At 64.5% G+C, this 14064-nt stretch carries 12 protein-coding genes; 4 read left to right on the top strand and 8 right to left on the bottom strand.

Annotated elements, in window-relative coordinates; translation table 11 throughout:
• Positions 1 to 31: 31 nt before the first annotated feature.
• From BHD08_RS07190 to BHD08_RS07180, 3 genes are all read right to left on the bottom strand, one after another.
• Positions 32 to 811, bottom strand: coding sequence for a PhzF family phenazine biosynthesis protein (locus BHD08_RS07190; RefSeq protein WP_125021506.1), 780 nt, complete (start codon positions 809 to 811; stop codon positions 32 to 34).
• A 144-nt stretch (positions 812 to 955) separates the two neighbouring features.
• Positions 956 to 1666 carry an LrgB family protein gene (locus BHD08_RS07185; RefSeq protein ID WP_125021305.1) on the bottom strand — a complete coding sequence of 237 codons (711 nt, stop codon included), beginning with the start codon at positions 1664 to 1666 and terminating at the stop codon, positions 956 to 958.
• Positions 1663 to 2028, bottom strand: a complete 366-nt coding sequence (locus tag BHD08_RS07180; protein ID WP_125021304.1) for a CidA/LrgA family protein — start codon at positions 2026 to 2028, stop codon at positions 1663 to 1665. Before BHD08_RS07180 ends, BHD08_RS07185 begins: the two co-directional genes overlap by 4 nt.
• A gap of 300 nt (positions 2029 to 2328) precedes the next feature.
• On the opposite strand from BHD08_RS07180, the gene ccoG reads away from it, so the two are divergent.
• The gene (gene ccoG / locus BHD08_RS07175) at positions 2329 to 3747 is read left to right on the top strand and encodes a cytochrome c oxidase accessory protein CcoG (protein WP_125021303.1); all 1419 of its coding nucleotides are present in this window, start codon (positions 2329 to 2331) and stop codon (positions 3745 to 3747) included.
• Between the two features lie 34 nt (positions 3748 to 3781).
• Positions 3782 to 5191, top strand: coding sequence for a GntR family transcriptional regulator MpaR (gene mapR / locus BHD08_RS07170; RefSeq protein WP_125021504.1), 1410 nt, complete (start codon positions 3782 to 3784; stop codon positions 5189 to 5191).
• A 13-nt stretch (positions 5192 to 5204) separates the two neighbouring features.
• Here the strand turns inward: mapR and BHD08_RS07165 are convergent, their stop codons facing one another.
• Both BHD08_RS07165 and BHD08_RS07160 read right to left on the bottom strand, forming a co-directional pair.
• Positions 5205 to 6545, bottom strand: a complete 1341-nt coding sequence (locus BHD08_RS07165) for a bifunctional diguanylate cyclase/phosphodiesterase (protein ID WP_125021302.1) — start codon at positions 6543 to 6545, stop codon at positions 5205 to 5207.
• 146 nt (positions 6546 to 6691) lie between these two features.
• Positions 6692 to 7501, bottom strand: a complete 810-nt coding sequence (locus BHD08_RS07160) for a Zn-dependent hydrolase (RefSeq protein ID WP_125021502.1) — start codon at positions 7499 to 7501, stop codon at positions 6692 to 6694.
• Between the two features lie 237 nt (positions 7502 to 7738).
• On the opposite strand from BHD08_RS07160, the gene BHD08_RS07155 reads away from it, so the two are divergent.
• Positions 7739 to 8299, top strand: coding sequence for a TetR/AcrR family transcriptional regulator (locus tag BHD08_RS07155; RefSeq protein WP_125021301.1), 561 nt, complete (start codon positions 7739 to 7741; stop codon positions 8297 to 8299).
• A 32-nt stretch (positions 8300 to 8331) separates the two neighbouring features.
• Here the strand turns inward: BHD08_RS07155 and BHD08_RS07150 are convergent, their stop codons facing one another.
• Both BHD08_RS07150 and BHD08_RS07145 read right to left on the bottom strand, forming a co-directional pair.
• The gene (locus BHD08_RS07150; RefSeq protein ID WP_125021300.1) at positions 8332 to 11412 is read right to left on the bottom strand and encodes an efflux RND transporter permease subunit; all 3081 of its coding nucleotides are present in this window, start codon (positions 11410 to 11412) and stop codon (positions 8332 to 8334) included.
• 5 nt (positions 11413 to 11417) lie between these two features.
• The gene (locus BHD08_RS07145; RefSeq protein WP_125021299.1) at positions 11418 to 12518 is read right to left on the bottom strand and encodes an efflux RND transporter periplasmic adaptor subunit; all 1101 of its coding nucleotides are present in this window, start codon (positions 12516 to 12518) and stop codon (positions 11418 to 11420) included.
• Between the two features lie 93 nt (positions 12519 to 12611).
• Here BHD08_RS07145 and BHD08_RS07140 point away from each other — a divergent pair, with 93 nt between their 5' ends.
• Entirely contained in the window at positions 12612 to 13247 is a 636-nt protein-coding gene (locus BHD08_RS07140) for a TetR/AcrR family transcriptional regulator (RefSeq protein ID WP_125021298.1), read from the top strand.
• A gap of 33 nt (positions 13248 to 13280) precedes the next feature.
• Here BHD08_RS07140 and BHD08_RS07135 read toward each other — a convergent pair whose 3' ends face one another.
• Positions 13281 to 14057 carry a class I SAM-dependent methyltransferase gene (locus tag BHD08_RS07135; protein WP_125021297.1) on the bottom strand — a complete coding sequence of 259 codons (777 nt, stop codon included), beginning with the start codon at positions 14055 to 14057 and terminating at the stop codon, positions 13281 to 13283.
• Between the last annotated feature and the right edge of the window lie 7 nt (positions 14058 to 14064).

The raw sequence follows: 14064 nt of genomic DNA, 5'->3' as shown, positions 1-14064 counted from the left end.
GGGCCGCCCGCAATGCATGAAAAATAGTTGTTTAAAGTTCGATGGTGCCGTCGAGAAAGAGCACGGCCTGCCCGGCCACCATCACACGATCCGCCTCGACCCGACAGTGCAGGATGCCGGTACGCGCCGAGGCCTGCAGAGCCACCAGTTCATTGCGCCCCAGCTGCCCTGCCCAGTACGGCGCGAGTCCGGCGTGAATGGAACCGGTCACCGGATCTTCGGCGCCACCATTGGCTGGCCAGAAGTAGCGCGAGACGAAATCCTGTTCGCGCCCTGGTGCGGTCACCACTACATCCAGCGGCGCCAGGGTGCGCAGCGCATCGAGGTCAGGCGTCAACATGCGCACCTGCTGTTCGTCGCGGTAGACGGCGAACCAGGCCTGCTGGTTGCGCAGCACTGCGTCTGGCTCGCATCCAAGCCCCTGCAACAATGCCGCTGGCGGTTCGGCAACCGGATCTGGCGCGCGGTTGGGGAAGCTCATTTCCAGCAGACCGTCAGCCCGCCGCTGCACGCTCAGATCGCCCACGGCCGCAGCGCGGAAAACCAGCGGCGCCTGTGCCAGGTCCTGCTCCAGCAGCACGAAGGCGCTGGCGAGGGTGGCGTGCCCGCAGAAATCGATCTCGGTAAGCGGCGAAAACCAGCGGATGTGAAACGCCCCGTCCGCTTCACGGACGAAGAAGGCGGTTTCGGAAAGGTTGTTTTCGGCGGCGATGGCTTGCATCAACTCGTCCGACAGCCAGGCTTGCAGGGGGATCACCGCCGCGGGATTGCCCCGGAAACGTTCAGCGGTGAAAGCATCGACCTGGAACATCCGCAATTTCATGGTTTGCACCCTGTGCACGGTCAAGCGACCGCCGCCTACTTTAACGGGTCGGACCGGGCGCTAGCCAGTGCCACGTGAGGGCTGAAGCGCCCGTATTTCGCGCGCTTGGTCAGCAACACCGATGGCAGCGACTCAACCCAGGGCGAAAGGCAGCAGCAATGCGATCAGAATGCCCAGCAGGCTCATCCCCAGTGCCGCGAAAGCGCCGCATTCGTCGCCCTCCTCCAACGCCCGTGCCGTACCGATGGCGTGCGCATTAATGCCATAACTCAGACCCCGTGCAGCGGGATGATCGACACCGGCCCAGCGCAGCAACAGCGGCCCCAGCGCCGTGCCGATAACGCCAGTAAGCATGACGAATACCGCCGCCAGCGACGCCAGGCCGCCGAGCTGCTCGGCCACCAGCATGGCAATCGGCATGGTCGCCGACTTCGGCGCCAGGCTCATCAGCACCGGCATCTGTGCGCCCAGCGCCCAGGCGATCGCCAACGTCAGCACCACGCTGAGCATGCCGCCGACGGCCAGGGTGATGACAATCGGCCAGAACAATTGCTGAATCCGCTTGAGGTGACGATGCAGCGGCACCGCCAGCGCCACGGTCGCCGGGCCGAGGAGCATGGCGACCAGCGTGGCGCCCTCGCGGTAGCGGGCATAGTCCAGGTCCACCAGGGTCAGCGTGCCGACCACCAGCAGCATGCCGACCATCACCGGCTGCAGCACCAGCCAGCCGCTGCGCCGATAGAGCATCAGCGCCAGCTGGAAGGCGATCAGGGTCAGCGCCACGGAGAACAGCGGGTGCACCACGACGGCCGCCCAGGCCGTGGACCAGTCAAGCACGGTCATGCCTGGTTCTCCGATTTGCGATCGAGCCGGCGAATCAGCCGCTGCATCAGCCAGCCGCAGAACGGCACGGTGATCAGCAGGGACAGCACCAGCCCGGCGGCGATGGCCGGAAGATCATCCAGTAGCGCGGAGCCACTGGTCATGATTCCGGCTGCGGGCACGATCAGCAGCAGCGGCAGATACTGCAGCAGCAGCGCCGCGGTTTTCTCCAGCGACTCGGGAATGCTGCGGCGCAGCAGCAACAAGCCGAACAGCAACAGCATGCCGATGATCGGCCCCGGCAATGCCGGCAGCAGCACCAGATTGATCAGATTGCCGAGCAGTTGCAGCAGTACCAGCCAGGTCAGGCCCTTGAGAATCATCGACGGTGCTCCATCGGCGGCAGGTCAGACATCATGACGCTAGCTCCTCATTGCTTGGCAAAAGGTCTCGACTATGACTGCCCGGGCCGCGACAGAACAGGTGCAGATAGGCCCAAAAAAAGCGGATCAGCTGATTGCGATACGACCCACTGACACAGGTCAAGCCGTGGCGGCACAAGGCCTGAAGACGCACACAGGGGATTCATCTGATCCGTATTTCCTCGGTCCATCTGAGTCTGTTATGCGCTCCCCTTCGCACGGATCATCGCCTCGCCTGAAAAGCCTATGGGGCGAAGCCTAATGACCGACCGCATACCCGCGCAGATCATCGATACCGTTGATCCCAGCCGACCGATCCGCCTGACACCCGCGCAAAGCGGCGGGCCCATTCATACACGCAGTTTCAGCGGCCGCTTCCGAAACCTGCGCCTGTTGGGCGGCGCCCTGCTGATGCTGCTCTACTTCGGCACCGTCTGGCTGAACTGGAACGGCCGCCAGGCGGTGCTCTGGGATCTGGACCGGCAACAGTTCCATATCTTCGGCGCCACCTTCTGGCCGCAGGATTTCATCCTGCTTTCGGCGATTCTGATCATCGCTGCGTTCGGCCTGTTCTTCATCACCGTGCTGGCCGGGCGCATCTGGTGCGGCTACGCCTGCCCGCAGAGCACCTGGACCTGGATGTTCATGTGGGTGGAAAAGCTAACCGAGGGTGATCGCCTGCAGCGCATCAAGCTCGACGCCGCTCCCTGGTCGCCTGCCAAGCTGCTGCGCCGTGCCGCCAAGCACACGCTGTGGCTGGCGATCAGCCTGGCCACGGCCCTGGCTTTCGTCGGCTACTTCACGCCGGTGCGCGAGCTGGTGGCCGACCTCGGCCGTTTCGACGCCGGTGCCACCACTACCTTCTGGCTGCTGTTCTTCACCGCCGCGACCTACATCAATGCCGGCTGGCTGCGCGAGCAGGTGTGCCTGCATATGTGTCCCTACTCGCGCTTCCAGAGCGTGATGTTCGATGCCGACACCCTGCTGGTTTCCTACGTTACCGCCCGTGGCGAGAACCGCGGTGCGCGGCGCAAGGGCGCCGATCCGCGGGCACAGGGCCTTGGCGATTGCGTCGACTGCACGCTGTGCGTGCAGGTCTGCCCCACCGGCATCGACATTCGCGACGGCCTGCAGCTGGATTGCATCAGCTGCGGCGCCTGCATCGATGTCTGCGACAGCGTCATGGATCGGATGGGTTACGCCCGCGGCCTGCTGCGCTACAGCTCCGAACGCGCGCTCAAAGGCGGCGCCACCCGCCTCTTGCGTCCGCGCCTGATCGGTTATGCCGTGGCGATGACGGCGATGATCGCCGCCTTCATCTGGGCACTAGACGCGCGGCCGCAGCTGCAGCTGGACGTCATCCGCGATCGCACGCTGTACCGCGAGAACATGCAGGGCCAGATCGAGAACATGTATCGCCTCAAGCTGATCAACAAGACGCAGCAGCCGCGCCGCTATGCGCTCGGGCTTGAGGGTGGGCCGTTCGCGCTGCAGGGACCGCGCGAGATCGTCCTGGCCCCGGGCGAGATCGCCGATCTGCCGGTCAGCGTCGCGCTGCTCGACAACGCCCGGGACTTCAGCCGCGAGCTGCGCTTCGAGGTCAGCGACATCGCCGAGCCGAGCAGTCGGGTGAGCACACCGAGCACCTTCGTCGCCCCCATCGCGGCGCTGCGCCAGTAAACTGGCCATGCCCAACCGCCTCGGCCCGGACACGATGAAGCGCTACGAGAAATTCGCCGACGAGATTGCCGAACTGATCCGCAGCGGCGTGCTCGCGCCGGGAGAAAAGGTGCCCTCGGTGCGCCACGCCAGCCGCACCTACGGCGTCAGTCCGTCCACCGTGTTCCAGGCGTACTACCTATTGGAAGACCGCGGGCTGATCCAGGCGCGGGCGCGTTCGGGCTATTTCGTCCGCGAACATGCCAAGCGCCCGTTGCACGAACCGGACATCAGCAGCCGCCCGGCAGAGACTACCGACGTCGGCGTCAGCGAGCTGGTGTTCTCGGTGCTCGCCTCGCTGCGCGACCCGGCCACGGTGCCCTTCGGTTCGGCCTTCCCCAGCCCCGAGCTGTTTCCCCTGCAGCGCCTGGCGCGCTCGATGGCGCAGAGCGTGCGCGACATGCCGGCACGCGAAGTGATCGCCGAGATGACCGCGGGGAACCCTGATTTGCGCCGACAGATCGCCCTGCGCTACATGGTCAGCGGCGTGATGCTGCCGATGGACGAACTGGTGATCACCACCGGTGCGATGGAGGCACTCAATCTGTGCCTGCAGGTGGTGACCGAACCGGGCGATCTGGTAGCGATCGAGGCGCCAGCGTTCTATGCCACGCTGCAGGTGCTGGAACGGCTCAAGCTCAAGGCGGTGGAGATCCCGGTGCACCCGCGCGAAGGCATCGACCTGGACATCCTCGCCGATCGCCTCGCGCACCTGCCGATCAAGGCCTGCTGGTTCATGAGCAGTCTGCAGAACCCGCTGGGTGCGAGCATGGGCGAGGCGAAGAAGCAGCAGCTCTATGAGCTGTTGCAGCGCCATCAGGTGCCGCTGATCGAGGATGATGTCTACGCCGAGCTGTACTTCACCCGCGAGCCGCCCAAGCCGGTGAAAAGCCATGATCGCGAAGGTCTGGTGATGCACTGCGGCTCGTTCTCCAAGAGCCTGGCGCCCGGCTACCGGGTCGGCTGGGTCGCCGGCGGTCGCTATGCCGAACAGATCGCCCGGCTCAAGCTGATGACCACCATCTCGCCATCCGTGCCGGCCCAGGCCGCCATCGCTGACTATCTGCAGCATGGCGGCTACGACCGTCACCTGCGCAAGCTACGTCACGCATTGGAGATGCAACAGGGCGCAATGCTCGCCTCCGCCGCCCGCCATTTCCCAGCCAGCACACGGGTCACGCGGCCCAGCGGTGGGTATTTTCTCTGGTTCGAATTCCCTGAGCAGGTGGATTCGCTGCAGCTGCTGCAACTGGCGCTGGCCCAGGGCATCAGCCTGGCGCCAGGGCCGATCTTTTCGGCGACCCAGCGCTTTCGCAACTGCGCGCGGCTGAATCACGGCCACCCATGGGACACGCGCAGCGAGCAGGCGATGGAGTTGCTGGGCAGGATGCTGAAGTCGTTCTGACGAAAGCCCGATATCAGTCGCAGTCCACCGATTGCTGGCCGCCGCGGGCCTTCATCAGGTACATGCGATCGTCGGCCTGCTTGAGCAGCTGCGTCTCAGCCTCGCCGTCCTCCGGGTACAACGCGATGCCGATGCTCATGCCAATCTCCAGGCTGTGCCCGGTGATGCTCAGTGGCTGCTCAAAGGCGCTACGCACCTTCTCGACCACGCGCTGGGCATCCTCCGGTTCGGCGATGCTTTCCAGCAGTACGACGAACTCGTCGCCACCCAGACGCGCTACGGTATCGGTGTCGCGCACGCAGGCGGTCAGGCGATCGGCAACGGCACGCAGCAGCTGATCACCACCGCCGTGGCCGTAGGTATCGTTGACCTGCTTGAAACGGTCCAGGTCCACATAGAGCAAGGCGATACGCCCGCCGTTGCGCCGCACGCGCGCAAGTGCCGTGCTCAGGCGGTCACGGAAGCACGCGCGATTTGGCAGCCCGGTGAGTTCGTCGTACTGCGCCATACGATGCAGCCTCGCATACAGCTGCTGGCGTTCAATGGCCGTGACCACCTGGGTCGAGACGAACTGCAACAGCTCCTGATCCTTTTCGGTGTAGGGCACCGCTGTGCTCTTGAGCAACAGCACGCCGATCACGCCCTCGCTCGAGTTGAGCGGCACACCCAGCCACCAGGCACGGATATCCCCGTCACCGAGCGGGAGCGCCAGAGCACGCATCGAGTCAGCATTGAAGCGCAACGGCTGTGCGCCATGCAGAACGGAAAAGCACAGAGACGCCGCGGGCTCCGCTGGCAGACCGGTCGAATCGAGCGCCAGCGCCTGGTAGGGATAAGTCAGCTCGCCGCTGGCAGCATTGCGGATGGCGACGATGAAATCGTCCACCGGCAGCAGACGGGCAATGGTCAGATGAATCTGCTGATAGAGAGCGGCGAGATCCTTGGCTCCGTGCGCAGCTTCGGAAATCGAATAGAGCGCCGCCTGCATGGCTTCGGACTGCTTGCGCTGGGTAATGTCGCGCGCCACGCCGATACGCAGCTTGTTGTCTGTTGACCAGCAGGCAGACCACATGATGTGCGCCACGCTGCCGTCCTTGCGCACATAACGATTTTCGAAGTGCAGCAGCGGCTGGCTGGCCATGACTTCGTGAGCGGCGGCCACGGTGCGGGCACGGTCTTCGGGATAGACCATTTCGAGCATCCGCCTGCCCACCATTTCCTCCGGCGTATAACCGAAGATGCGCTCACAGGCGGCATTTACGTAGACGATGTTGCCCTGCGCATCGACAACGCAAATGGCATCCAGCAACAGATCGATGACACTCGCCAGGGGCGCGCAGCTATCCGTCTTCACAGCGGCAGACCTACTTCGGCCATAGGGCACGGGCCGGACAATCGAGGCCGGCGCTTGCGCGCGGTGCGATCTGTCCAGCCCTTGCGTCCTAGCATCGCCTATATCCGATCCTGCCGCGCGGTATTTTTTTATCCTCCTTTGTCGGCTCACTGCACCCAGCGTGGGTAATAGCCGAGCGCGGTCTGTGTGCCGGCATCCTGCAACGTTGCGACGCCTTCCGGCACGCCATCCGCGCTGTGCTCCGGGCGGTCGCCGCGGAAGAAGAAGCGACGCCCATCGTCGAGAGTCAGATAAAGGCCGACGGCCCCATGGCCGGAGAGCGGAACCAGGACCAGCTTCCCATCCCCATAGAGGTCCAGGCTTCGTGCATGCCCCAGATACGGCCGGGAGCGGAAGTCCAGCGACTGCCAGCGCACCGGATGGCGAAACTGGCTGGCAAGCACAGCCGGCGCTGTCGCCGCTTCCAGGTAGTCAAGCGTCTCCGAACTGGCCAGTACTGGCACCTCGGGATAATCGGCCAGGCCCGAGGCGTGCTCCCAGCGCACGCAACCCAGCACGATGCGATCGACCGTCAGCCGATCCTTTTCCAGCTGATCGCGCACCGGTTGTACAGTCCCGTAACGCTTGGTCCGCCACGGCAACTCGGCATTCCACTGTGTCTCGATCTGCCGTCCCAGGCCGGTACCGAACAGCAACCGATGGCCGCGATGCTCGATAAGCACCGCGATGTGCTGAGTTGGGGGCACCTCTTGCCAACCGCCCCGGCGCAGCAGGAAATCGCCACTTTCGCTCTGTGCTGTCTTCACCAGGCTGAAACGCAGCCCCTCTGCTGCCTGCGTGTCATCGGCAGAGCCGGACAGCGGCAGCAACAGAGCGACAGCCAACAACAGCCACACTCCGCTCCGCTTGCCCGGCGACCAGCGACCATTGGCCAGCGTTCTGTTCTGTGCGGTCATCACGGCTACAGCCCCGAAATGCCGGTACAGCCCAGCAACGCGCGAATGAGCCTGGATCGGTAGTGCAGCGCCGGGATAGGACGCCCGCTCATGGCGCTTCATGGTATCTGCCCTCACTGGTGGGTGTGACTGGATAATAGACAGACCTGTCTGTATACTTCAAGCACCAATGAGAAAATGGTCAGCTGGAGCGAACGGCTAGCGCTCCCGCATAATGTCGAACCACAGGAGGTATCCATGGCATCGAACAAGCGCGACCAGTTGCTCAACACCGCAGAGGATCTGTTCTATCGCGAGGGTTATCACGCCACGGGTATCGACCGCATCCTGGCCGAATCCGGCGTGGCCAAGATGACCCTGTACAAGCACTTCAAGTCCAAGGACGAGCTGATCCTCGCCGTGCTCGAGGCGCGTCACGAGCTGATGCTGACGCGCCTGCGCGAGCGGGCCAGCAAGATGCCGCCACGCGAAGCGCTACTGCGCGTGTTCGATGGCCTGCACGGGATGATCCATGGTGGCGAGCAGTTCTGCGGCTGCCTGTTCATCAACGCAGCGGCCGAGTATCAGGACCGTGAGCATCCCATCCATCAGCGCTCGGCGGCTTACAAGGCCGAGCTGCAGGCCTACTTGCGCGAACTGCTGGATCGCATGAGTGCACCTAACGCGACGCAGCTGGCGCGGCAGCTGCAGTACCTGCTCGAAGGGGCGTTGAGCATGGCGCATATCGAAGGGCCAGGCGAGCAGGCGCTGGACGCCAAGGCCGCCGCCGAATGCCTGCTGAACGCCGCAGGCATCTGAGCGCGCCGTTCAGACGCGCCTGATAAGCACCGTCAGCGGGCGCTCGCCTCATCTTCGCGAACGCGGAACCAGGCCGCGTACAGCGCCGGCAGGAACAGCAGCGTCAGCGCCGTGGCGACGATCAGGCCACCCATGATCGCCACCGCCATCGGACCGAAGAAGATGCTGCGCGACAGCGGAATCATCGCCAGTACCGACGCCAGCGCGGTGAGCACGATGGGCCGGAAGCGCCGCACGGTGGCCTCGACGATGGCGCTGAAACGCGCCTGACCTGCACCGATGTCCTGCTCGATCTGGTCTACCAGAATCACCGAGTTGCGCATGATCATCCCCGACAAGGCGATGGTGCCAAGCATGGCGACGAAGCCGAACGGCTGGCCGAACAACAGCAGGAACAGCGCCACACCGATGATCCCCAGCGGTGCAGTGAGAAACACCATGGCCGAGCGCGAGAAGCTCTTGAGCTGCGCCATCAGCAAGGTCAGCACGACGATGACGAACAGCGGCATACCGGCATTAACCGAACGCTGACCGCGCTCGGAATCCTCGACAGTGCCGCCCACCTCGAGCAGATAGCCGCCGGGCAGCTGAGCACGGATTTCCGCCAGCGTCGGCTCGATCTCCCGCACCAGCGCGGCTGGCTGCTGCTCTCCGTAAACGTCGGCGCGCACGGTAACCGTCGGCAGACGGTTGCGATGCCAGATCACGCCCTCCTCGAAGCCGTATTCGAGCGTCGCCACCTGCGACAGCGGCACGCTGCGCCCGCTCTCGGTGGGAATGGCCAGGCTCGGCAGCATCGACAGCTCAAGCCGCTCACGCTCGGTGCCGCGCAAGAGGATCTCAATCAGTTCATTGTCTTCGCGGAACTGGCTGACGCTGCTGCCGGTGAAGGTGCGTCGCAGGAAGCCGGACAGCTCGGCGGTGGTCACGCCCAGCGCGCGGGCGCGATCCTGATCGACGTTGAGCCGAACCATCTTGCTCGGCTCCTGCCAGTCCAGATGAACGTTGGCCACGTGCGGGTTCTCATTGACCTTGGCAGCGACCTGGCGAGCCAGCCCACGCACCACGTCGATGTGCTCGCCGGTAACGCGGAACTGCACCGGATAGCCCACCGGCGGGCCGTTCTCCAGTCGTGTCACGCGGCCGCGCAGGCTGGGGAAATCCTCGCGCATGCGCTCGATCAGCCAGCTGCGCAGGGCTTCACGGGATTCGATGCTTTCCGCCAGCACGACGAACTGGGCGAAGCTGGTCGCCGGCAGCTGCTGGTCCAGCGGCAGGTAGAAACGCGGCGAGCCGGTGCCGACGTAGGCCACGTAGTTGTCGATGCCGGCCCGCTCCTTGAGCAGCTCCTCAAGGCGCCGAACCTCGGCCTCGGTGGCCTTGAGCGAAGCGCCTTCAGCCAGTTTGAGATCGACCATCAGCTCCAAACGGCCGGACGCCGGGAAGAACTGTTGCGGCACCAGACGGAACAGCACCACCGCGGCGGCGAAAATCGCCAGGGTGAGCAGGATGACAGTCTTGCGCCGGCGCACGCAGAAGGTCACCACGCGACGCACGCGCTGGTAGAACGGCGTGGCATAGGGATCGTGACCTTCGCTGCTCGTGCCGTGCTTGTGTGCGGATTTCTTGGCCAGGTCGGGCAGCAGCTTCTCGCCGATCAACGGCACGAACATCACCGCGGCGATCCAGGACGCGATCAGCGAGATGGCCACCACCTGGAAGATCGAACGGGTGTATTCACCGGTACTGGAGTTCGCGGTGGCGATGGGCAGAAAGCCGGCGGCGGTAATCAGTGTGCCGGTCAGCATCGGGAACGCCGTACTGGTCCAGGCGAAGCTGGCGGCCTTGAGGCGGTCGTAGCCCTGTTCCATCTTGATCGCCATCATCTCCACCGCAATGATCGCGTCGTCCACCATCAGCCCGAGGGCCAGTACCAGGGCACCGAGGGAGATCTTGTGCAGGCCGATGTCCAGATAGCTCATGGCGGCAAAGGTCATCGCCAGCACCAGCGGAATCGATAGCGCCACCACCAGACCGGTGCGCACGCCGAGCGAGAAGAAGCTCACCAGCAGCACGATCACCAGCGCTTCGATCAGCACCTTGACGAACTCACCGACGCCGGTCTTCACCGCAGCCGGCTGATCCGACACCTTGCGCAGCTGCATCCCCGCCGGCAACTCCTGCTGCAGGCGCGCGAACTCCTGCTCCAGTGCCTGGCCCAGTACCAGGATGTCGCCACCGCTTTTCATCGATACCGCCAGCCCCAGCGCCGGCTCACCCATGAAGCGCATACGCGGCGCGGGCGGGTCGTTGAAGCCGCGATGTACCTCGGCAACATCGCCGATACGGAAGGTGCGGCCGGCCACGCGGATGGGGAAATCGCGAATCTGCTTGACCGTCTCGAAGCTGCCGGTGACGCGCAACTGCACCCGATCGCTGATGGTCTCGACGAAACCGGCGGCAGTCACCGCGTTCTGCGCCTCCAGCGCCTGACGCACGGCCTCCAGCGGAACGCCGAGCGTGGCCAGTTTGACGTTGGACAGCTCGATCCAGATCTTCTCGTCCTGCAGGCCGATCAGCTCGACCTTGCCGACGCTTTTCACTCGCTGCAGCTGCAACTGGATGCGATCGGCGTAGTCCTTGAGGATCGCGTAGTCGAAACCGCTGCCGGTCAGGGCGTAGATGTTGCCGAAGGTGGTGCCGAACTCGTCGTTGAAGAACGGTCCGCGCACTCCCGGTGGAAAGGTGTGCTGGATGTCGCCGATCTTCTTGCGAATCTGGTACCAGAGGTCAGGGATGTCCTTCGAGCGCATCGAGTCGCGCGCCATGAACGTCACGTTGGATTCGCCCGGCCTGGAGAACGAGACGATGCGCTCGTACTCGCCGGTTTCCATCAGTTTCTTCTCGATGCGCTCAGTGACCTGGCGCGACATTTCCTCGGCGGTAGCGCCCGGCCACTGGGTCTGGATGACCATCGCCTTGAAGGTGAATGGCGGGTCCTCGCTCTGGCCGAGCTTGCTGTAGGACAGCGCTCCGACGATCGCCAGCAGCAGCATCAGGTAAACGACGATCTGCCGGTTCTGCAGCGCCCATGCGGAAAGATTGAAGCGCATCGCGATTACTCCTGGGCGGCCAGCTCGACGGGGCGATTGTGGCGATCCACCGGGCGAACCGACTGGTTATCGCTGAGCATCTGCACCCCGGCCAGGACGATCCAGTCGTCGGCCTCCAGCCCCTCGAGTACCGGCACCAGTTGCTCACCGAACGGCCCGGTCCGCACTTCCACCCGCTCCACAGTAGAATCGGCCTTCAGCCGCCAGACATGCGCCCTGCCCTGCTCGGCACTCAGCGCCGAGAGCGGCACCGCCAGCGCCACCTCGCCAGCACGGCGAATGCTCACCAGCGCGCTCTGCCCAAGCTCCGCTGGCACCTCCTGCTCGCTGAAGGCGACGCGGGCGGAATAGGTCCGCGACTGCGCATCGGCCGCCGGAGAGAGCTCGCGAATTTTGCCGAGATAGTGGCGCCCCGGCTGCGACCAGAGTTCGACCTCGACATCCTGGCCAACCCGGTAGCGCTCCAGCGACTGCTCCGGCAGATCGATGGCGACTTCGCGCTCGCCATCGGCGGCGAGCACGAAGGCGGTCTGTCCAGCGGCGACCACCTGACCGACCTCGATGCGGCGCTGCGCGATCAAACCATCACTGGTGGCGCGCAGCACGGCGTAGTCGACCTGGTTGCTGGCCACATCGAACTCGGCCCGTGCCTGCTGCAAACGGGCAGCCGCGGCGCGATAGGCGTTGTCGGCATTGTCGAACTGCGACTGGCTGACCAGCTGGCGACCAAGCAACGCCTTGTAGCGGTCATGTTCCGCCTTGGCAACGCGCAGATTGGCTTCCGCTGCCGCCACCTGCGCACGCATGCCATCCAGCTGCAGCCGCACGTCCTGCGGATCGAGCCGCGCCAGAGGTTGATCCTTGCGTACGCGGTCACCCGCCTCTACCAGCCGCTCGACGACCTTGCCACCGATGCGGAAGGCCAGCTCAGGCTCATAGCGCGCGTGCACCTCACCGGGATAGCTTTCGCGCGCTTCGCTGGCAGGCTGCGGCTGCACCACCATGACCGGACGAGGCAGCTGCTGCGGCGGTTCGCCGTTGCCGCAGGCGACCAGGGCAAGGGCACAACCGAACATGGAGGCAAGGGACAAGGCATGTCGGAACACGATGAAGTCTCTCTGTCGCGAAGCGGATTGGAATACTTATACTGCGCGGTATAGTAAAAATACCGTACCAGCCAGTCCACTATTAAAACGTTCATGACAGAAAACCACTCCGTATCACCCGGCCCAGGTCGCCCGAAGGACCCAGCCAAGCGCGAGGCAATCCTCGGTGCCGCGCAAGTGCTGTTTCTTGGCAACGGCTACGAAGGCAGCAGCATGGAGGCCATCGCCGCTGAAGCCGGCGTTTCCAAGCTCACGCTTTACAGCCACTTCAAGGACAAGGAAGCGTTATTCAGCGCAGCCGTGAAGACCACCTGCGAAACGCGCCTGCCGAGGCGGCTGTTTCAGGTGGAGGCGGATTGCGACATCGAGACGGTGCTGCTGGCGATCGGCGGCGCCTTCAATGAGCTGGTCAACAGCCCCGAGTCCATCGGCCTGCATCGGGTGATGGTGGCGATGGCGACGCACAATCCGGGACTGGTGAAGATGTTCTTCGATGCCGGCCCGCAGCAGCTGCTGTGCGATCTGCAACAGCTGTTCACCACGGCCAACACGCTGGGCCTGCTGGAAGTCGACGATCCGCTGCGGGCCGCTGAGCATTTCTGCTCGCTGATCAAGGGTGCCCAGCACTTCCGCCTGCTGGTCGGTTATGCCGAGGCGCCAACCGATGAGGAAGGCAGCCTGCACGTACGGGATGCGGTGAGCGTATTTCTGCGCGCCTATCGCCGCTGACCTGACCAAACGGGAGGTTGCAGGCTGGTGAATTCAGCCCTGCAGCTTCTTTTTCGGATAGATGTCGTAGCGGCTGGATTTGCCTTCCAGGCTGTAGCCGGGCTTGCTGCCTTCGATTGCCGGCGCCTTGCGCGGGCGCTTGACCACCACCCGATGGCTGGCCAGTTCCAGCGCGGCGGCGAGCAGCGCGGGGGCATCCATATCGTCGCCCACGAAGGGCCGAAACAGGCGCATCTCCTTCTTCACCAGCGCGCTCTTGTCACGGTGTGGGAACATCGGGTCGAGGTAGATGACCTGCGGCGGCTCGACCTGCCACTGGCTCATCAACTCGATGGCATTGCCTTTGAGCAGCGTCATCCGCGCGGCGATCGCGCCGACCTCGGAGTCCGCTGCCGCGCGACTCAGGCCATCCTCCAGCAGCGCGGCGATCAGCGGCTGGCGTTCGATCAGGCTAACCTCGCAGCCCAGCGTCGCCAGCACGAACGCATCGCGCCCCAGCCCTGCGGTGGCATCCAGCACCCGTGGCCGGACGCCGGGCTGGATACCCACGGCCTTGGCGATCATCTGACCGCTGCCACCGCCGAACTGACGTCGATGCGCGGCAGCACCCTCGACGAAGTCCACACGCACCGGCCCCGGAGCCTGTGCCTCAAGCAGCTGCAACTGCAGACCGGCCTCACCTACCTGCAGCGCAAATTCGGCCCCTTCCAGCTCCTGCGGTAACCCCAGGCGCAGCGCCCAATCATGGGCTGCGGCAGCAAATTGCGCAGCGAGCGGCTCGACCCGAACCAGAGGATTGCTTGCAGACATGGGGCAC

It is taken from the genome of Pseudomonas sp. SCT, from assembly GCF_003864275.1.
Classification (GTDB): domain Bacteria; phylum Pseudomonadota; class Gammaproteobacteria; order Pseudomonadales; family Pseudomonadaceae; genus Stutzerimonas; species Stutzerimonas stutzeri_AE.
Note: the sequence above shows the minus strand (reverse complement) of the source record. Positions and strands in the feature narration are given on the sequence as shown.

Coding starts and splice junctions, on each gene's coding strand:
- BHD08_RS07180 (WP_125021304.1), bottom strand. CDS start 2,028: ATGATTCTCAAGGGCCTGACCTGGCTGGTACTGCTGCAACTGCTCGGC.
- BHD08_RS07140 (WP_125021298.1), top strand. CDS start 12,612: ATGACAGAAAACCACTCCGTATCACCCGGCCCAGGTCGCCCGAAGGAC.
- BHD08_RS07150 (WP_125021300.1), bottom strand. CDS start 11,412: ATGCGCTTCAATCTTTCCGCATGGGCGCTGCAGAACCGGCAGATCGTC.
- BHD08_RS07185 (WP_125021305.1), bottom strand. CDS start 1,666: ATGACCGTGCTTGACTGGTCCACGGCCTGGGCGGCCGTCGTGGTGCAC.
- BHD08_RS07135 (WP_125021297.1), bottom strand. CDS start 14,057: ATGTCTGCAAGCAATCCTCTGGTTCGGGTCGAGCCGCTCGCTGCGCAA.
- ccoG (WP_125021303.1), top strand. CDS start 2,329: ATGACCGACCGCATACCCGCGCAGATCATCGATACCGTTGATCCCAGC.
- BHD08_RS07190 (WP_125021506.1), bottom strand. CDS start 811: ATGTTCCAGGTCGATGCTTTCACCGCTGAACGTTTCCGGGGCAATCCC.
- BHD08_RS07160 (WP_125021502.1), bottom strand. CDS start 7,501: ATGACCGCACAGAACAGAACGCTGGCCAATGGTCGCTGGTCGCCGGGC.
- BHD08_RS07155 (WP_125021301.1), top strand. CDS start 7,739: ATGGCATCGAACAAGCGCGACCAGTTGCTCAACACCGCAGAGGATCTG.
- mapR (WP_125021504.1), top strand. CDS start 3,782: ATGAAGCGCTACGAGAAATTCGCCGACGAGATTGCCGAACTGATCCGC.